The following is a 19,380-nucleotide window of genomic DNA, read 5'->3' as shown; positions in this document are numbered from 1 at the left end:
AACTTCCTTCATAATAGTATCATGAGTAGATTAAAAGAGATTTTTAAAGAACATTATGAAGAGATACTATATATTTTACATCCACGTAAGTCTGTCATTGAAAATGTAAATAAGATGATAGACTGTGGTGATTCATCTAAGGGTGGTGCCTTTTGGGGCTGCCCTGATTGTGGTGAGCTTAAGTTTGTTCCTTATACCTGCAAAAGCCGTTTTTGTCCTTCTTGTGGAAACATGTATAATCAAAAACGATCTTTTCGCATATCATCTAAGCTTATTTCTTGTGTACACAGACATTGCGTTTTTACTATCCCCGAAGAACTGCGTGCATTCTTTCTAAACGAACGCACTCTTCTTGGTGAACTTTTTCATTCAGTCCGTGATGCAATTCTTCGTATGTTTTCTAAATTGAATAAATCTGAAAACTTTACTCCTGGTATTGTTTGTGTTCTTCATACCTTTGGTCGAGATTTGAAGTGGAATCCTCATATCCATGCTCTTATCTCTGAAGGTGGAGCTGGCAACCATACTCCCTGGCGTATTGTTAAACACTTTGATTATCACTTTCTACGGAAAGCTTTTCGAAAAGTTCTTTTGGATCGCTTAACGAATCGTATCGGTCCTTCTTTTCGTAAAATAAAAAATGAAATGTATACGCTACATTCTGATGGGTTTTACGTTCGTGCAAAGCCGAATGATTGTACTCCTGATCAGACTGTGAAATATATCACTCGCTACCTTGGCAGACCAGTAATCGCTTCCTCACGTATTGATCACTATGATGGTGAACAAGTTACTTTCCATTATAAAAAACATGAAGATAATTCTCTTGTAACCGAAACAATTCCTGCACTTGATTTCATCAAGCGCCTGATTATACATATACCTGAAAAACACTTTAAAATGGTGCGATACTACGGTATTTATGCCAAGCATCACAAGCAGGAAAAACATCTTTTTAAATATCTTTCTGATGAAAAACGTAAGTTCTTAAAATCCCTGCTTGATTGGAGACAATCAATTCTTTTAAACTTCGGATATGATCCTTTAAAATGTTCGAAGTGTGGCTCTTCTATGTTGGTTCTAGAAGTTTACCACAAAAAAACTGCACTATTTGAACAATATCGAAAGGCAATGGGATATGGATAAATCCAATCTCTAATTTCTTTCTCAAACGTCAAATAATGCAGTTCGAACCAAAAACAAAAAACATCATAATCAAAGTCATCGCGAAGTCCGCACTTCGCTCTTTTGTCATGCAATTTTTTATTTCTATTCTATTATACACTATTTTTCAGATTTGAGAAGTTTCCTAATAATTAAAAAAGCTACTCTACAAACGAATAAACGCATTATTTGTAGGGTAGCTCCATTTATATTTTTCTTAAATTATTAACTCGCATTTCTCTATAAATATTTTGTAACGATTCACTTGGTTTTACATTAAGCTCATCCTTTAAGATATCTTCTAATTGATTATAAACTTTTTTCATCTCAAATCGTTTTCCTGTAAAGTAATATGTCTTCATTAATAGCTCTACAATATCCTCATCGTATGGATCTAATTTTACACATTCAAGTAGATAAACTTCTGCCTTCTTATAATTATCACGATTCATAAAGTATGTAGCAACCTTTTTCATACTATTAATAAACTCTTTATTTATTCTTTCTTGTTCAGGCAAGGCCCACACATAATTTTCAGGTGCAAATAAATCTCCAGCGTACAAACTTAACGCTTTTTCATAGTATGATAGATTATCTTTCGTTATGATAGGATTATTTTCAATCCACTCTTTCCATTCCCAAATATCACAGGAAAACATAGACATATCAATCTTATAATTTCCCTTTACGCAAGAAATAATATTCTCAATTCCAATATTTTTTAGGGCAGCTTTTAATCTGCTAATTGTACTATGTAAATTATGTTCTGCTTTTTTTATAATCATTTCTGGAAATAGAATATCACAAAGTGTCCATTTATCTACTTCTTTCCCTCTTTGTAAAACAAAGTAAGCGAACAACTCCTTCCCCTTCGCCGTTGCCCATTGAACTTTTTCACCACTGGGATTGCCGAAAACAGTATATTCCCCTAACGTCACAATTTTATTTATTTCCTGCTGATATGAAAAATTTTGTTCTCTATAATTATAATTCTTTAAAAGACGTGTTACTGTTATATTTAATGCCTCTTCTGTAATTGGTTTTAAAATATAATTAACAGCGTTCACATCAAATGCTTTCAAAGCATATTTTTCAAAAGCAGTTACAAATATAATCTGAATGTTACTATTAAAATGCATCACCTCTGTTGCCAGTTCTACCCCTGTCATCTGCGGCATTTCAACATCAACAAAAATAACATCAGGAACGTTTTCTTTAATATATTCAAGTGCTTTTAAGGAATTTGTAAATTCTCCAATCACTTCAAGATATTCATTTTTACTCATTAACATTTTCATTAAAATAATACTTGGTAGCTCATCATCAACTATTACAACTTTCATAATACCTCTCTTTCATCGACATCGATGTCTAAACTCCCACAATTAAATTGGCATTGTGATTGTTACCATCGTCCCTTTATTAATTTCGCTTTGAATGTTTATCGTTGCGTCTTTCATTTTGGCAATTCTTCGTTTTATATTCCAAATCCCAACTCCTGTTGTCTTATATTCCTTATTCTTTAGAAGCTCTAACTTTTCCTTCGACATTCCAATACCATTGTCTTTCACTACGATAACTATCCTCTCATCAACTTTTTTAATTGAAATATAAATATATGCTATTCCTTGTACTTGGTAATATCCATGTCTAATTGCATTTTCCACTAAAGGCTGTACCATCAATGAAGGAATCTGTTCCTCAAGTAATATAGGATCAATATCATACTTAACAATAAATCGATCCCCAAATCTTGCATTCTGTATCTCAACATAAGCTTTTACTAATTCTAGCTCTTTTTGAACGGATACAAACATATTCATGTTATCGATATCAAATATAAGTCTTAAATACTTACTAAATTCAGCAAGCAACATAGCAGCCTTTTCAGAGTCTGTATAGCAAAAGGAGATAATTGTATTGATTGCATTGTATATAAAATGTGGTTTAATCTGCGCTTGTAAAAAAGCTTGCTCACTTTTTGCTGCATCTTCAAATGAAGTTTTTAGTGAAATTAAGGTTTTAACTCTTGCCCTAAGCTCTTTTTCCATATAAGGCTTTGTTATCGTATCATTTGCTTGAGCTAATAAGCCAAGGTTTACATCATTATTTACATTAATTCTTGTAGAAAGTAAGATCGGCAACTCAATTATGGAATACTTCTCTCTTATTTTTTTGCAGGTTGCTATCCCAGAAACCCCTGGCATCATCACATCTAAAATTACCAAATCAATTTTATACTTCTCAAGCATTTTAAGAGCTTCATGTCCAGAGCAAGCGGAAACAATATTGTACCCTTCACTTTCTAAGATAATAGCTGCCGTTTGTATATTAAACATCTCATCATCAACAATCAATATGGTTTTAGAATTACTTTCTGCGTTTACCGTGCTATGAGAATAAGGATTAAATTGATTGATACATCGAACTCCTATATTCTTCTCTTCCTCCGCATTAAATTCCTCACTACAAGAAGGTAATGTTAATACAAATTGACTCCCTTTTCCTAATTTAGACCATTCTAAATTAAGATTTCCATCCATATGTAGCGCTAACTGACGGGACAAATATAACCCAAGTCCAATTCCTTCGGAATGAAATGATACATAAGGTTTAAATATCTCCTCTTGCTGTTCTTTAGAAATACCACATCCATTATCTATGACTGAAATGGAAACCATCTTTCCCTTTTGAGCTCCCTTTATAATAATTTTCCCTTCTGTCATGCTATAAATGGAATTCGTTAAAAGGTTATGTAATATTTGTTGAACTCTCCCCTCATCCGCTATAACAATTAATGATTCCCCAATTTCTGAAACAATTTCAATTCTTTTATTATCAAGTAACTCTTTTATACTTTCGACTAATAATTCAATTTCTATCTTCATATCAATTGGTGTTTTTGATAGTTTCAATTGATTATTCTGCAAAAGTGTAGCATCAAAGGTTGCATTGACAATTTCAATTAAATTACTAGTAATATCTTGTATCATAATTGCATCAGAAAGTACCTCACGATACATGTTCTCATGTTCATCAATTTTGTTAATTACAGAGGTTGCAATATTTAAAATACTATGTAAAGGTGCATTTAAAACATAGGACGAATTCATATAAAACTCATCCTTTACCTTTTCCATCTCATCCATCTTTTTATAATTATCCGCATAACGGAAAGCTAGGAAAATTTGAGATAAAAATATAAATACGATTGCTACTAAAAAACTTATTATTTTAGTTGAAACAAGACTCCAATAATAAAGAATGTTATTATAATAATGGATAAAGATACAAGCTAGGCATATTAGATAAATCGTTGCTTCATTATTATAATTATTATTTTGTTTGTATTTTTGTAATACAAATCGATAGTGTAAAATATTTTGTGTAAATAAAAAAAATAGAGAAGTTCCATCTGACATGGTAGAATGTTTAACGACGAAGAAAAACACCAAACCAAGAAAGAAGGACTTCCCTATGACTTATGATAACAAAAATCACAAAGAAAATCTAGACTTAAACTCTTTTTTTCAAGAGTATATTCTTAGTCTGTTAAAACAAACCATGGAAACCTTAATGAAAGAGGAACTCACTAACGTTTTAAATTATGAAAAATACAGCCCGGAAGGTCATGGTACGGGTAACTCACGCAATGGTTACTACAGTCGTAACTATGAGACCAAATACGGTACAATTGAAGGAATCAAGATACCTCGTGATCGTAACAATGAGTTTGAGCAACAACTCATTCCTCCTTATGCAAGACGTGACGATTGGCTAGAAACAATGATTATTCGAATGTATGCCAGCGGTGCATCTACACGTGAAATTGCAGGTATTATAGAAAAGCTTTATGGTAATTCATATAGTGCTGCAACTGTAAGCAATATCACCGATGTTGCATTGGAAGAAATCGAACAATGGCATAATCGAACTCTCAAAAAACGCTACTCCGTTATATACATCGATGCACTTCATATCAAGCTAAGAAGAGATACTGTATCAAGTGATGCTGTATACTTCATCCTAGGCGTTGATGAAGATGGTTATCGTGAAGTATTAGACTTCTTCATCGGAGTAAATGAGAGTGCTTATGTCTGGGAAGATAACCTACGTCTACTTAAAAATCGCGGTGTAAATGAGGTTCTTCTCTTCGTAATGGACGGTCTCAATGGTTTAGATGATGCTGTTCACCGTGTGTATCCGAAAGCTGATATTCAACGTTGTATTGTTCATAAAGTGCGAAACTCCATCCGCAGTGTACGAAAGAAAGACATCAATGAATTTACAGCTGATCTGAAAGTAGTCTATGAATCACCAAACTATGATCAGTGTAAAGTTGCACTTGATGATTTTTCAACGAAATGGAGTAAATCTTATAAACGTTTAGTGGAATCCTGGTTAAATGATGAGGATTTATTTACGTACTACAAATATCCTGTTTCAATCCGTAAATCCATTTATACAACGAATTGGATTGAGCGATTCAATAAGGAAGTACGTCGCCTGATCAAGACCAAAGACTCTTTACCAACAGAAGATGCCTGCAGTAAGTTAGTTTACTACAAGGTCATTTCCTATAATGAATCATGGTCATCCAAGAAACTCAGAGGTTTTTCTAGCAGTTATGATTCCCTTCAGGATATGTTTACTGAGAGGTACTCATAATCTATTTACACAAAATTCTTGACACTACCTACAAATCCGATTCGAAACATCATATACAAATATAATATTAAAATCGGTATAAAAATACTTTGAATAAAATATATGTTTATTTTATATGGGGTAATTATTAATAAGATTGAATATATGTAAAATACATTACGGATGATTTTATACATCCCATCGGATACTACCTTATTTGCTACTAAATTAGCATATCCTACGATTGAATAGGGGATACAAGCAATAGAAAGATATAATATTTTTATATAAATTTCTAAATTGATATTCGGAAATGCCCAATAAATAAATTTTTCACCTGAAAATAAGAAAAACATAGTTAGACTTAAGAATTCCGAAATTGAAAACTTAATTTCTTTTGTTTTCTTCCCACCAAAATATACATAAATATAATATAAGGCGATCAAAAAGCACAATACAGCAGCACATAATTCAGTGGCATTTTTAATAATTTCACTTGAATTTAAATCCTGTTGTAATCCTAAAACCAAATAATATTCATCCAGTGAGAATGGTTGATAGAAATCTTTTACTTGCAGAATTATTTCCATGGTATCTGAGTTGTTTTGGAAGAATACTTGATATGCATTTCTGTCTAACTTTTTTATTTCTTGTTCTAAGACATCACCGCTAAAACCAATTCTCTCACCATTAATAAATAGTTTATTTGTGGCATAGATTTTCTCATTGTTTATTTTTATTCCAAAATATCGATCACAATTATCTATCTTAACGGTTACACGAAAAGTTCCATAGGTTTTATCACTATATGTTAATCTTTTTATTAGATTTTTACGTTGAGATTTCGATACATTATAACCAGTTAACTCTGGACTTTTCCCCGTTATTTCATCAAAATCCTCTGGCTCTAATAACTGTTTATCGTAATATTCCCATTCCCCTTGAAGTGTGACTACCCCATCTTTATGAAAATCCCATGATGTTAAATCAATCACCCCTTCTTCGGCAACAGGTGATTGCTTCCTATTTAATGGATCTGTATATGAAATTAAAAATGTCGTTATTAAAACGCCTAAGCAAATCATTATTACTATTTTTTTCATAACATATCCTCCGTATATTAAAGCACTTCTTAATACCTATATTACAGTCATTTTATCTACATTATATACCATTTTATGTTAATGTTAAAATACTTCCTACCATTTTTAGCAAATTTAATTTCCTATTATAAGTAGTTATCCTAAGCGGTACAATTTTAACTACAGCTTTCAATATCCCATCATGAAAAAAGTGCAGATGAATTAAATACAAAAAATTCTTATAAGGACAAAGCATTTATACTTTTATTTTCTCTCATAAAAAAAAGTTGCAGATGTTCTATTAATCCATCTGCAACTTCATATTTTTTATTTTTTTATATTTTCTTATAAGAGTTTAAATAATACTTATTTAACTATTTTGTATACTCAGTTTTTAACCAATCTTTTGGATTCATATTAACGGTATCTGCTCCAGCATATTTTTTAATCGTTGATTCTACTTTATCTAGTGGAAGTACGTTATATGTATATGCTAATTCTTCATCATAATTATATTCAAAGGTGAAAGGATCGGATGGAGGATTTGATTTATTCATAGTTTCACTTCCTACTATTTTAGAAGACCATGCCCAATTACCGATGGTTGATTTATCAAGCCATGTAAAGCCTGGTGTAAATAGATTTTCACCATTGTTATCCCAACTGCTTCCAATATAAGTACCATTTTTGTTAGTAATCTTAGAATTTACAATTAAGTTTCTGTTATACGCATTTTGAAATAAGGTATTCCAAGGAGCATTCATGTTACTCGTATCTAAGCCTTGGATTTCTGCTCCAACGATTGGTTCAGTAATTCCATTAAATACACAAGTATCTGCTGCGATAGAGGCACCATTTCTTGCGTTTAATGCACGTGATAACTTGTCATTACCATAAGTAGCGATTGCGCTAACATTCTCTAATACTTCCTCGTGGGTAGAATTATCAAAATAACAGTTAACTAAATGGCCAGCGCCTTGACGAATCATTGGGATACGCTGCCCAATGTTACTATAGCTGTTATATGCGAGTGTTAATCGTATTCTTTGATTGCCATCCTTATATTCCACTCCATTTTTATCAACGTAGTTTACATAATCTTTATCCCCTGAGCCATTTAAGTGACACTTACTATGATAAGCGGCATAAGCCATAATCTGTTCTTTCGTTGCTCCGGCATTTCGCATATTTAAATAAACGCTAGCCTCACCAAGTTCATTGGCAATATATTTTTCTTCCATAAAATTAATGGATTGATAGATGGAACTATTTTTATCTGGATGTTCAGTCGCCTCTAGTCCAAAATCACACCAGGAAAAAGTTATATTGGATGCACCATTTTCAACATCAATCATACCATCTGCTGCAATGGAAAACTTACAGTGATCAATCCAAACATTATTTGCTCCATTTACTTTAATGAAAGACCAACCTACTTCTTTATGTTTTCCTGTATCATCCCATTGCCACATTTCATCAAAATTTAAATTTCTAATCACAATATCATTAACAGATCCTTGTAATTTAATCTCAGCATGCTTAATTGTTTTACCCTTTTTTGAAAAAATAGTTAGGCCATCAATATTAGCAATACTTAATTTAGAAACGCCGGATTCTGCTAATAAAGGATTGGTAAAACCGTTCATAGGGTTAGGATATTTTGTTACAAAGCTATACTTTTTCGCTTCTTCTTTACTTAGATTTAATGCTGTCCAACCTAAATCTAAATCTTTTGCTATTTCAATTACCTTTACAGTACCATTGCTGGCATCTAAAATTGCTTGTAAAAACTCTCTTCCATCCATCACCTTACGATAATAGGACGTTCCATGATATTCACTTCGATCATTAACCCCTAATGATGCAAAACCTGTAACTGACATAAAGCTTTTGTCATAATTTTTAAATGTTCTTATTGTATTTGGTATCGAATCAAAATCTGCTGCTTTTGTTGATTTACTTCCCCCAAATAAGAATGATGACGTAAGAAATGATATAACCAGTAGCCATATAATTATTTTTTTTAATTTCATAATGCTGACCTCTCTTTTGTAATTTTTTTATTAACTGGTGTCAATTCATCTTGCTTTAACTGCTTGTTTTTTTATAACCTCCTCATTTATTTTTGTTTAAATTGCACATTATTTTAAACTCCACCTCACTTATATTTAAAATAATACAACAATTATATCATGTTTTTTCTAATTTTTTTATTCATTTTAATGGTATTTATGCACTAACGTTATTTCTACTTTATAATTCATAGTACCTATGATTTTCAAAGAACCCGTAGAAAAGCAAAAAATTAAATACATGCAAAAAAAATCATCTATTTGTAAAAAGCAGTTTACACTACTTTTTATAAATAGATGAAAATAATGATCGATAATATTCATCAAATACGCTATTTTTTCTCCATATATAATTAAATTCATGATGTATATTAAATTCAGGTATCTTAATCTTTCTAAGTTTTCCTTCTTCAATTTCCTTCCTTACTGCAATTTCATACAAAAAACTAATTCCACATCCTTGTTCCACCAATTGTTTGATTACATGAATACTGTTTATGGTTGATAAATTTGCAAAGTCAGAAAAGGAATACCCTTTTTCTGAAAGATAACGTTCTAAAATTTCTTTCGTTCCAGAACCATTTTCTCGTACAATTAATTTATGTGTTAATAGCTCTTCAATAGTAATCGTATCCTCTAACGGATAATCCTTACCGCAGACCAACACATATTCTTCATTTGATACTATTATTGACTCATATTCACTTTTCTGAAAATACCCTTCAACAATTGCAAAATCAATGATCCCATCTTCTAATAATGTTAATAATTCTTTTGTGTCTTCAATTACAAATTCAATTTGAGTATTAACATTTTCTTTTAAGTAATCGATAATTTTTAATGGTAGCATAAACTCTCCTATGGTAAGAGTCGCTCCAAATTTGATAGTGTTAATATTTGTGCTATGATCCTTGATTGTCTTTTTAAGATGCATATTATCATGATTAATCGATATCATTGCATCTCTTAAAACAATCCCTGCTTCTGTTAGCGTTAATGTTCTATTTTTGTAAGTAAAAAGCTTACCTCCATAATAGTTTTCTAAGTATTTGATATGTTGTGATACGCCTGGTTGCGTCATTCTTAGTTCTTCCGCAGCCTTGGTATAGCTCATATATTTACATACACACAAAAATGTTTCGATTCGAAAATCTAACATGATTTATACTCCTCTTTATAATCCTAAACAATTGCTTTCCTTCTTATTAAAAAGGAATTTATCTATTATTGTTCTACTTATTTTCTAATTCTATGTTTAATCATAATATTTTTTTATGTATTAATCAAGATAAATAATTTTACATTATTAATTATTTTTTGTAAGATTAGGAAAAACAAAAGAAGGAGAAACATGATGAATGTTTTAAAAAACAAAAGTAAAGGTATTTTATTATGCCTAGCGATTTCATTACCAGTATGGTTCTTGGTAAAATCTATTGATACGCTTGAAGTGGTTGGCGCTCCAGTGATAGCAATGATTATTGGTATGATTTTATCGATCCTTATAAAAGATAAATCCGCTTTTATGGATGGCATAAGCTTTACTTCAAAAAAAATCTTACAATATGCTGTTATATTACTTGGTTTTGGTTTAAACCTTGCTACTGTTAAAAAAGTTGGAATGGATTCACTTCCTATTATTCTTTCTACCATTTCAACATCTCTAATTGTAGCATATTTAATGCATAAAGCATTGAAAATCCCTAGCAAAACTGCAACTTTAATTGGGGTTGGTTCCTCCATTTGCGGTGGCTCTGCTATTGCTGCTACTGCGCCAGTGATTGATGCCGATGACGAAGAAATCGCTCAATCAATTTCAGTTATATTTTTATTTAATATAATTGCAGCAATTATTTTCCCTACCTTAGGTTCAATCCTTGGATTATCCAATACTGGTTTCGGTTTATTTGCTGGTACTGCAATCAATGATACCTCTTCTGTAACCGCTGCTGCAGCAACATGGGATACGTTGCATGGAACAGGTGGAACTGTTTTAGAGTATGCAACCATTGTAAAATTAACTAGAACTTTAGCAATCATACCAATTACATTAGTATTATCATTTATTCGAATTAATAAGGAAAAGAAACAAAATACCAATGTTGAAACAACGATTTCAATAAAGAAAATCTTTCCTATGTTTATTTTATATTTTATATTAGCCTCCGTTATTACAACTCTTATTACAAGTTTTTGTACTGGAGCAACACTTAGCTTAGCTGTAAAATCATTTAATTTCTTAAAACAATTAAGTAAATTCTTTATTGTTATGGCTATGTGTGCAATTGGATTAAATACAAATATTGTTACCTTAGTTAAAAAAGGTGGAAAACCAATTGCTATGGGCTTTTGCTGTTGGATTGCCATTGCAATGGTAAGTCTTATTTTACAAAATATACTTGGAATTTTATAATTATGTACATAAAGGGTGTAGCAATATAGATTAACTCTATTTTGCTACACCCCTTCTGATTATATTGGCTAGAAGCACTTTATTTTGATAAGTAATTATAGCTTCTACTGATTATTTCTTGAAAAATACTTCAATTTTTCAATTGGTAGATATTTGTTTACAATAATCGATACAACAATACCAATGGTAGTTTCTACTACACGATAAACAGTATAAACCAACGGATTCATATCTTCTAACTTAATTAATATGGAAAGAAATACTACACAAGACATTGAAATTGCTTCTTTTTTGTTAATCAAATTACCAAAGTATATTAATATGACGATCCCTAAGGTAATCATTACGGGGTTATCGCCAAACAATATTGTAAAGAAATATGCTAATATTCCTCCAATTATTGTTCCAAGAACTCTACCCTTACTAACTAAGAAAGAGTTCTCTATTGTATTTTGTGTACAGATAACAGCTGCAATACATGCAAACAGTGAATATGGTTGCCCTATTATATGATATAGCATCAAGCATATAAAAACAGATAACGCTGTTTTTACATTTCTTGCACCTATCCTTTTCATATTTAGTTCCTTTCCAAACGATGATTTCTTAGATTTATCTCAACCCTTTATAGTTTGAAGCACTACTATTATTACATATGCAACATTTTAAATATATTTACATTTTTAAGTGTAGTATGACGATTATATTATACCATTATAATATTAATATTCAAGATGTAAGTATTTTCCTAATCATTAATCATAAGTACAAATCTATGCTATATAACCACTTACATAATTCCTATAGAAAGATTTTTCATAGCTTAGCATTTTCACAAAGATTTTTTATTAATTTTTGTAAAAAAAGAAAGCATAGATAAATGATGTTCCTTCTTTATCAATGCTTTCTTTTTAGTTATTTGTTTATTTTCCTAAAGCAATAGCATAATACAATTTACCCAAAGCCAGCTAAAAGGCATAATTAAAACCATAGCCGGTATCATATCTGCAATCGGAAATTCTTTCACTTTTGCAATTCTAAATCCTGTAGCAATCATTAAAAATCCACCACAAGCTTTAAAATCTGCAATCATGTCTGGAGTTGTTAAAGGGAAGATAAATTTCGCCCCAAGGAACAACAAAAAGAAGATAATAAATTGAGGTATTGCAACAACAGATACAACATATCCCAAGTTACAAGCAAAAATCGCTGCAGTAAAGAAATCAAGTATGGATTTGGATATTAAAATTGTACTATCACCAGTCATTCCAGAATCTAAGGAACCATAAATTCCTGTTCCACTTGCACAGAATAATACAATAATAGTTACCAGCGTTGCTAAAAATTCATCTTCTGATAAACTTGAATTGTGATTTTTAAATAGTTTTGCTATTGGCTTTTGCATTTGGCTAGCCCCTTTATTAATTAAACCACCAAGATGAATTGCTAAGCCTAGACCGGTACCAACTACAATTGCAAAAATAACTGCAGGCATATTCTTCATAAGTCCAATTGAGCTAATACCCATACCCATGGAACAAATACCAAAAATTAATGTAAGGTCTGCTTTAAATTTTGCAGGTAACTTATTACCGATCAGTGCTCCAAAAATTCCTCCTAAAAATACAGATAGTGCATTAATGATTACTCCCGTTGGCATAATCTTTCTCCTTTTCTAAAACATATCAGGTAGCCAATGTTTTGGATCTACCTCCATAAATTTTGCACGCTCAAAACGTTCTTTTTGATCAAAAGGTACTGTGCAATCAAAGATAGCTTTGCATGCAACGCCTCTTGCACGAATACTCTTTGAATACTCTGGTTGATTGGATGGATCCAGTGGATGGCACTGTACACCTGGAATCGGAATCATATCAATATCCGCTTGGAATCTAGTAGTCATTGCCCACATAACATCTTTCATATCAAAGCAATCCACATCTTCGTCAACCAAAAAGACATGTTTTAATTCTGCAAATGCACTAAAAGCTAGTAATGCAGCCTGTCTTTGGCGTCCTTCATCGGAAGGCACTGATTTTTTAAATTGCATGATAGCAACATACTTACCACCGCCACTAGAAGCACAGTACACATTTTGTAATTTACCTGGCATTGCCTTTTCTACCATGGCTAAAATACTTGCTTCTGTAGGAATACCAGCCATGGAAACATGTTCTTCACTTGGTCCAATACAAGTCTGCATAATAGGATTCTTTCTTGTAGTTACTGCTTTTACTTTAATAATTGGAAGTTCTGGGTTGGCTGGTCCACAATAGCCAGGGAATTCTGGCATAGCCTTTCCAGTATTTGAATTGATATCTTCACGGATTCTAACATTCGGAAGAATTTCACCTTCAATTACATATTCAGCGTTTGCAATTGCCTTACCATCGATAGTTAAACATTTTACAAGTTCTACTGGCTCTTTTCTAATGGCTCCAGCTGCTTGTAATTCATCGTATCCAAGTGGTGTTGTTGGTGGCTCAAAACAGGATGCGATTTCTATCGCTGGATCCACACCGATACTAATGGAGATTGGAAGTGCTTCTCCCTTAGCTTCTGCTAATTCGCGGAAATAGCCAATATGACGAGCTCCTGGTTGTAAAAAGATTGAAATCTCATCTTTTGACTGGAAACACATACGATGAATTGTTACATCGGATTCTTTTGTCTCTGGATTCGCAGCATAGCACATACCAAGTGTAATATATGGACCAGCATCTTCTAAGGTATTGGTTGGCGCTGGTACGAGTTTACGAATATCAAAGCCTTCTTCGGATGCTAAATGTACTACTTCCTGGCATTTTGCTTTCTCATTTGGAATCACTACTGGAGGGATTGGATTGGCAACGGACTCCTTTAATAAAAAGCCTAATTTCTTAGGATCACAATCCAGTAAGTGTCCAACTCTGTTACGACTTGCTAATAAACCAATTGCTACTCTTGCACCAGGATGTCCTTTTACATTATTAAAAATCATCGCTGGTCCTTCTTGCGTTGGTCTCATAACCGTTCCGCCAGCTCCCACATGACGATAAACCCCAGATAATTCTCCCATTGGATCAACTTCTACATCAGTTTCAACCAATTGCCCTGGAATGCTTTGTAACAGTTCCAAAGCAGAACGTAAATCATTTACTTTCTTTTTTGACATATTCTTATCCTCTTTTCTCTTTCATTATTTGAGCAATGATATCCTGTAACATCTCATCTGATTTATTCACTATTTCTTTAATCATTTCTTTAGTAGCATTGTCAAAGTGAATTCCACATACTACTGTAGCTCGACAATTAAAATGCTTTGATATTGCATTCGCCCATGCCTTACTTATTTCACCCTCTTTATGATTGGGAGCTATAATAAGTCCTTCTTCTATACCATTACAGAACATGCTAACAGACCCTGTATGCCATAGACACCCTCCAGTCATAAGAACATGGATATCCTTTTCTAACAAGGTTACAGTTGCTTTTATTTCATAACCATATAGCTGTTTACTAGTTTCAATAACTTTCATTGGTAAGTCCCCTCCAACGCTTAAAATGTTCCCCTTCTATTTCAAAAGGATCTAGAATTTTACCAGCCATATGTTGTATGCAATCCTTTAGTCCATCTGGTTTTTGATAGAAACTTAAAACAAGTGGCATAATATACGCGCCCATACTACTTAGTTCATGCATATTTCGTAAGTGAATCGTTGAAAATGGGCATTCTCTTACGGCCATCACTAATTTACGTCTTTCCTTTAATGTTACATCTGCCGCACGTAGGAGGAGGTTATCGCTATAGCCGCTTACTACACCGGCAACGGTTTTCATACTACAAGGAACAATTATCATTCCATCGGTACGAAAGCTTCCGCTTGCAGGCGCTGCTCCAATGTTTTTATTATCATATACTACATCTGCCATGCTTTTAAATTCTTCTAACGAAAGCTTTGATTCTTCATGAAGTGTTATTTCTGCAGCATTTGAATAAATGAGATGCGTTTCAACATTTGGATTTTCTTTTAATTGGCGTAATACTTCAATGGCTACAGGAATACCAGAAGCACCACTAACGCCAACAATAATTCGTCGTTTCATTTAATACTCACCTCCATCTCTTTGGTCTCTTGAAAGTTAAAACTATCTTTGTAAAACTATCGTGTTACATTTTACTCGAAATTTTTTTACAATCAATTCAATTTTTGTGATATACTATTCCATATTGGAATACTTGGAGGCATTATGGATATTCAGAAAATGAAGTTTTTTATCGATTTGGCGGAAACTAAAAATTATACAGAAACAGCGGAACGACTGTTTACTACGCAAAGTAATGTATCCAAACAAATAATTTCCTTAGAAAAAGAACTCGATACTTACCTATTTGATCGTACACGAAGACATATTGAACTAACAGAAGCTGGAAGAACACTTCTTCCCTATGCACATAGAATTTTAGAAGATTATTATGCTCTTTGGAACGCTACCTCTCCGTATCGAAATTCAGAAAGTTCAATGTTAAAAATTTATGCGATACCAGTTATGGCTCAGTATAAAATCACTGGATTAATTGCTGATTTTCATAAAAAACATACGGAAATACGTTTGGATATTGAAGAAATAGAGAGTGCAAATTTAATGCACGAACTTGATGAAGGACATTGCGACATCGCTTATGCTAGAATTTTTTCTTTAGATGAGAATAAATATGAGAAAATCACTTTAGAATATGATCATTTCATCGCCGTTTTACCAAAGGACCATGCTCTTGCAAATCAAAAGATTATAGACATCGCACAGTTAAAAGATGAAAACTTTCTTCAACTGGATAAGAGCACTTGTCTATTAGATCATGTATGTTCCATATGCAAAAAATCTGGATTTCTTCCTAAGATTGGATATACGGGAACTCGCATGGATAATATCTTGGGTTTGGTTTCAAATGGAATGGGTATCTCCTTGATGATGCAGCATGCAGTGGAATCCATGCACCATTCTGGCATTAAGTTAGTTCCACTAGCAGATAATATAAAAAGTGAATTGGCTTTTATACGTTTAAAAGGAATCAAACATACGAAAGCATCTAATTTATTTTGGAATGAGTTTCAAAATCTATAAACGACGAAAAAAGTGCAGATATTATACACATATCTGCACTTTTTTTCATTTCTCTTTTCAATTTTATCTTCACTTTTTATCTTTCATTTTTACCTTTGATTTTTATCTTCACGTTTTGTCTTCACTGTTTATCTCCACGTTTTGTCTTCACGTTTTGTCTTCACTGTTTATATTCACTGTTTGTCTTCACGTTTTGTCTTTCATTTCATTTTTGTTTTTGTTTTCACTATTCTATGCTATTCATCTCTTCATGATATCAATTCAAGCAAGATCTGCTGTGCCTCTTTATTATAGCTAATCACATTGTATTCAAATCCGCCTCTTCCAACTCTCTTATCCATGGTAATACCAACAGAATAACCTTTTTCAGTAACTTCGGTTACATTTTTTTGAAGTTCTTCATCATATCGTTCATAAAGATATTCCTTTTCTTTCAGGAGTGTTGTAAAATGCTTCGTATTTATTTGTTTCATTCGTTTATCATCTCTTAGTTCGTTGAGCTGATCTACAAATTGACTTATTGTTACCAATTCCTCAAACTTAATATTCTCTCTAATCTCCTCTGTCAAGGAGAAGTCTTCCTTACCAGTTTTTGTAGAACTTCTATTACTTGATGACTTCTTTGATATTTCAAGGATCTCTTGATCTTCATAGCAAAGTCTTTCTTTTACTCCGCCTGTAAATTCTAAAATAGCATCTAGAAATGCCTGACCATATTTTTCAAACTTATTCTCACCTACTCCAGTAACGAAAAGCATCTCATCCTTGTTAAAAGGAAGTTTGATTACCATATCCGTTAACGTTTTATCGGAGAAGATAATGTATGGAGGCATTCCTTCCTCCCTAGCAATTTGCGTTCTTACTTGGCGTAAAATTTCAAATAATTCGAATCCTTTTGAAGTCAATAATTCAGATTTTTTAAGTTTTTTACTACTATTAATCTTACCTTGATTCTGACTTTCTTTCGAAGTCTTTAGAATAACCTTGGTTGTTCCCATTTCAATTTCATTGGCACTACGATTTACTTTTACAATTGCATACTTATCACTTGTTAAATATAAGTATCCATCGATAATAAGTTTATTCATAACACTTTTTAAGAAAGACTCACTTTCCATTTGATGCTTACCATAAAAACTACTCTCATTCATACGATTGGCGGTTAATTTTGCAATTTTTCTGCCTTGGAGAGTTGAAATAATAACATTTAAACCAAAGCGCTCACGACATTCCCTAATACAACCAATAATATCTTTGCTAAGGTTAGTAACATCCACTTCCTCAAATTCAGCGAGGCAATTAGAACAATTATCGCAATTTGCTTCGGTATACTGCCCGAAATATCGCAATATGTATTCTCTTAAACAATCCTTTGTAAAACAATAATAAGTCATCATTTTTAATCGTTCTTCATCACGTTCACGGATCATTTCCTTTTGATCTTCTGTCAACATTTCATTTTCATTACCATTTTCAATAAGAAATTGATTGATTCTTACATCCATTGGCGCATAAAATAAAATACATTCCGATGCCTCTCCATCTCGACCGGCTCTTCCTGCCTCCTGATAATAACTTTCAATGTTTTTAGGCATATTATAATGAATTACATACCTAACGTTGGATTTATCAATCCCCATTCCAAAGGCATTCGTTGCAACCATAACCAATTTTCTATCATAGATAAAGTCTTCTTGATTCTCATTTCTTTGATCATCATTCATACCACCATGATATTTTGCTGCGTCAATTCCATTTTTCCTAAGTAATTCCTGCACTTCCTCAACATTCTTACGGGTGGAACAGTAAATGATTCCGCACCAGGAACTATGATTTTTTATATATTCAATCAATTCTGCATCTTTATCCTTTGGTGTGCGAACTTCATAAAATAAATTTGGTCTATCATACCCAGTTACCACAATCGTTGGTTCTTCTAATCGAAGAACACATATAATATCTTCCATTACCTCTTTTGTTGCAGTTGCTGTAAATGCACTGACAATCGGGCGTTTTGGTAATTGTTCAATGAAATCTACGATATTTAAATAACTAGGTCTAAAATCCTGTCCCCACTGTGAAATACAATGAGCCTCATCAATGGTTACCATTGTGATATTGGATTGTAGTGCAAAATCAAGAAACTCTTCGGTAGAAAGGCGTTCAGGCGCTACATATATAATTTGATATCTGCCTTGCTTTGCATATTGTAGTGCAAGGCTTACTTGTTTTGTTGAAAGGGAACTGTTAATATATGCAGCGTGTATTCCTGCCTCATTTAATGCTGCAACCTGATCTTTCATCAATGAAATTAATGGTGATATAACAATAGTGATCCCATCCATTGCTAGTGCAGGCACTTGGTAGCAAATAGATTTCCCAGCACCAGTTGGCATAATCCCAAGGGTATCTCTCTTTTCTAAAATACTTTGAATCAGTTCCTCTTGTCCCTCTCGAAAATAACTATATCCAAAATATTTTTGCAAAACCTGATAGGCTTGCTTTAAATTACCATTTAAATTATCAGCTAAGTTATTATTTAAATAATCAATTAAGTTATTTTTTAAATCATCAACTAAGTTAATATTTAAATTATCGTCTAAACTATCATTTAGATCGCTACTAGAATTCTCGTTTTGTATCATATTTAATACCTTTCTTATATTTGTATATTGCTGAATTTTCATGAAAAAATAGAGCATTTACTCACAAATGCTTTCACTATTTTTATATTTGAATAAAATTATAGCTAAGCTCAGAAATGAAAAGAAACTTTTAGATATGTATCAAGTAGTTTTTTGCTTCTATATACATAGTATTCCAATTGGATACTACTGTCAATCACTTAACTTCGCAATATTCTGTTATCATATCATGTGAATTCAAACATTCCAAC

Annotated in this window: 15 protein-coding genes; 4 read left to right on the top strand and 11 right to left on the bottom strand. The window is 32.4% G+C overall.

The genetic code is table 11. The features are described from left to right. Nucleotides 1-21 precede the first annotated feature (21 nt). On the top strand, nt 22-1,146 hold the full coding sequence (locus tag BN4220_RS12220; RefSeq protein WP_066713097.1) for an IS91 family transposase: 1,125 nt from the start codon (nt 22-24) through the stop codon (nt 1,144-1,146). Between the two features lie 224 nt (nt 1,147-1,370). On the opposite strand, the gene BN4220_RS12215 is transcribed toward BN4220_RS12220, so the two are convergent. Together BN4220_RS12215 and BN4220_RS12210 are read right to left on the bottom strand one after the other, a co-directional pair. Continuing rightward, the gene (locus BN4220_RS12215; RefSeq protein ID WP_066716575.1) at nt 1,371-2,507 is read right to left on the bottom strand and encodes a response regulator; all 1,137 of its coding nucleotides are present in this window, start codon (nt 2,505-2,507) and stop codon (nt 1,371-1,373) included. A gap of 42 nt (nt 2,508-2,549) precedes the next feature. Then, complete coding sequence (locus tag BN4220_RS12210; RefSeq protein ID WP_197467929.1) at nt 2,550-4,304, bottom strand: ATP-binding protein; 1,755 nt, start codon at nt 4,302-4,304, stop codon at nt 2,550-2,552. Between the two features lie 337 nt (nt 4,305-4,641). Here BN4220_RS12210 and BN4220_RS12205 point away from each other — a divergent pair, with 337 nt between their 5' ends. Further along, nucleotides 4,642-5,832, top strand: coding sequence for an IS256 family transposase (locus BN4220_RS12205; RefSeq protein WP_066715751.1), 1,191 nt, complete (start codon nt 4,642-4,644; stop codon nt 5,830-5,832). A 5-nt stretch (nt 5,833-5,837) separates the two neighbouring features. Here BN4220_RS12205 and BN4220_RS12200 read toward each other — a convergent pair whose 3' ends face one another. The 3 genes from BN4220_RS12200 to BN4220_RS12190 all read right to left on the bottom strand — a co-directional run bounded on the left by BN4220_RS12200 (nt 5,838) and on the right by BN4220_RS12190 (nt 10,124). After that, nucleotides 5,838-6,914, bottom strand: coding sequence for a hypothetical protein (locus BN4220_RS12200; protein WP_066716570.1), 1,077 nt, complete (start codon nt 6,912-6,914; stop codon nt 5,838-5,840). Between the two features lie 353 nt (nt 6,915-7,267). Beyond that, nucleotides 7,268-8,926: a hypothetical protein gene (locus BN4220_RS12195; RefSeq protein ID WP_066716568.1), complete on the bottom strand. Its 1,659-nt coding sequence runs from the start codon at nt 8,924-8,926 to the stop codon at nt 7,268-7,270. 319 nt (nt 8,927-9,245) lie between these two features. After that, entirely contained in the window at nt 9,246-10,124 is an 879-nt protein-coding gene (locus tag BN4220_RS12190; protein WP_066716561.1) for a LysR family transcriptional regulator, read from the bottom strand. A 195-nt stretch (nt 10,125-10,319) separates the two neighbouring features. Here BN4220_RS12190 and BN4220_RS12185 point away from each other — a divergent pair, with 195 nt between their 5' ends. Then, complete coding sequence (locus BN4220_RS12185; RefSeq protein WP_066720913.1) at nt 10,320-11,378, top strand: YeiH family protein; 1,059 nt, start codon at nt 10,320-10,322, stop codon at nt 11,376-11,378. 104 nt (nt 11,379-11,482) lie between these two features. Here the strand turns inward: BN4220_RS12185 and BN4220_RS12180 are convergent, their stop codons facing one another. From BN4220_RS12180 to BN4220_RS12160, 5 genes are all read right to left on the bottom strand, one after another. Beyond that, on the bottom strand, nt 11,483-11,956 hold the full coding sequence (locus BN4220_RS12180; RefSeq protein WP_066716558.1) for an FUSC family protein: 474 nt from the start codon (nt 11,954-11,956) through the stop codon (nt 11,483-11,485). Between the two features lie 353 nt (nt 11,957-12,309). After that, nucleotides 12,310-13,038 (bottom strand): DUF554 domain-containing protein, encoded by a 729-nt coding sequence (locus BN4220_RS12175; protein ID WP_066716556.1) that lies wholly within the window; start codon nt 13,036-13,038, stop codon nt 12,310-12,312. 15 nt (nt 13,039-13,053) lie between these two features. Beyond that, a complete protein-coding gene (locus BN4220_RS12170; protein ID WP_066716555.1) occupies nt 13,054-14,532 on the bottom strand; it encodes a UbiD family decarboxylase in 1,479 nt (492 codons plus the stop codon). Nucleotides 14,533-14,536: 4 nt separating this feature from the next. Further along, nucleotides 14,537-14,896 carry a prenylated flavin chaperone LpdD gene (locus BN4220_RS12165; RefSeq protein WP_066716554.1) on the bottom strand — a complete coding sequence of 120 codons (360 nt, stop codon included), beginning with the start codon at nt 14,894-14,896 and terminating at the stop codon, nt 14,537-14,539. Then, the gene (locus BN4220_RS12160; RefSeq protein ID WP_066716553.1) at nt 14,883-15,464 is read right to left on the bottom strand and encodes a UbiX family flavin prenyltransferase; all 582 of its coding nucleotides are present in this window, start codon (nt 15,462-15,464) and stop codon (nt 14,883-14,885) included. Before BN4220_RS12160 ends, BN4220_RS12165 begins: the two co-directional genes overlap by 14 nt. 144 nt (nt 15,465-15,608) lie before the next feature. Between BN4220_RS12160 and BN4220_RS12155 the strand changes: the two genes are divergently transcribed. Next, a complete protein-coding gene (locus tag BN4220_RS12155) occupies nt 15,609-16,484 on the top strand; it encodes a LysR family transcriptional regulator (RefSeq protein ID WP_066716551.1) in 876 nt (291 codons plus the stop codon). Between the two features lie 248 nt (nt 16,485-16,732). Here the strand turns inward: BN4220_RS12155 and recQ are convergent, their stop codons facing one another. Further along, on the bottom strand, nt 16,733-19,129 hold the full coding sequence (gene recQ / locus BN4220_RS12150; protein WP_082812286.1) for a DNA helicase RecQ: 2,397 nt from the start codon (nt 19,127-19,129) through the stop codon (nt 16,733-16,735). Between the last annotated feature and the right edge of the window lie 251 nt (nt 19,130-19,380).

It is taken from the genome of Clostridium sp. Marseille-P299 (assembly GCF_900078195.1).
Classification (GTDB): Bacteria; Bacillota; Clostridia; order Lachnospirales; family Lachnospiraceae; genus Lachnoclostridium.
Note: the sequence above shows the minus strand (reverse complement) of the source record. Positions and strands in the feature narration are given on the sequence as shown.

What these genes read in the sequence shown, in the direction of transcription:
- BN4220_RS12200 (WP_066716570.1), bottom strand. Translation starts at nt 6,914, where the DNA reads ATGAAAAAAATAGTAATAATGATTTGCTTAGGCGTTTTAATAACGACA.
- BN4220_RS12190 (WP_066716561.1), bottom strand. Translation starts at nt 10,124, where the DNA reads ATGTTAGATTTTCGAATCGAAACATTTTTGTGTGTATGTAAATATATG.
- BN4220_RS12165 (WP_066716554.1), bottom strand. Translation starts at nt 14,896, where the DNA reads ATGAAAGTTATTGAAACTAGTAAACAGCTATATGGTTATGAAATAAAA.
- BN4220_RS12185 (WP_066720913.1), top strand. Translation starts at nt 10,320, where the DNA reads ATGAATGTTTTAAAAAACAAAAGTAAAGGTATTTTATTATGCCTAGCG.
- BN4220_RS12195 (WP_066716568.1), bottom strand. Translation starts at nt 8,926, where the DNA reads ATGAAATTAAAAAAAATAATTATATGGCTACTGGTTATATCATTTCTT.
- BN4220_RS12175 (WP_066716556.1), bottom strand. Translation starts at nt 13,038, where the DNA reads ATGCCAACGGGAGTAATCATTAATGCACTATCTGTATTTTTAGGAGGA.
- BN4220_RS12220 (WP_066713097.1), top strand. Translation starts at nt 22, where the DNA reads ATGAGTAGATTAAAAGAGATTTTTAAAGAACATTATGAAGAGATACTA.
- BN4220_RS12155 (WP_066716551.1), top strand. Translation starts at nt 15,609, where the DNA reads ATGGATATTCAGAAAATGAAGTTTTTTATCGATTTGGCGGAAACTAAA.
- BN4220_RS12215 (WP_066716575.1), bottom strand. Translation starts at nt 2,507, where the DNA reads ATGAAAGTTGTAATAGTTGATGATGAGCTACCAAGTATTATTTTAATG.
- BN4220_RS12210 (WP_197467929.1), bottom strand. Translation starts at nt 4,304, where the DNA reads ATGGAAAAGGTAAAGGATGAGTTTTATATGAATTCGTCCTATGTTTTA.
- BN4220_RS12160 (WP_066716553.1), bottom strand. Translation starts at nt 15,464, where the DNA reads ATGAAACGACGAATTATTGTTGGCGTTAGTGGTGCTTCTGGTATTCCT.
- BN4220_RS12180 (WP_066716558.1), bottom strand. Translation starts at nt 11,956, where the DNA reads ATGAAAAGGATAGGTGCAAGAAATGTAAAAACAGCGTTATCTGTTTTT.
- BN4220_RS12205 (WP_066715751.1), top strand. Translation starts at nt 4,642, where the DNA reads ATGACTTATGATAACAAAAATCACAAAGAAAATCTAGACTTAAACTCT.
- recQ (WP_082812286.1), bottom strand. Translation starts at nt 19,129, where the DNA reads ATGATACAAAACGAGAATTCTAGTAGCGATCTAAATGATAGTTTAGAC.
- BN4220_RS12170 (WP_066716555.1), bottom strand. Translation starts at nt 14,532, where the DNA reads ATGTCAAAAAAGAAAGTAAATGATTTACGTTCTGCTTTGGAACTGTTA.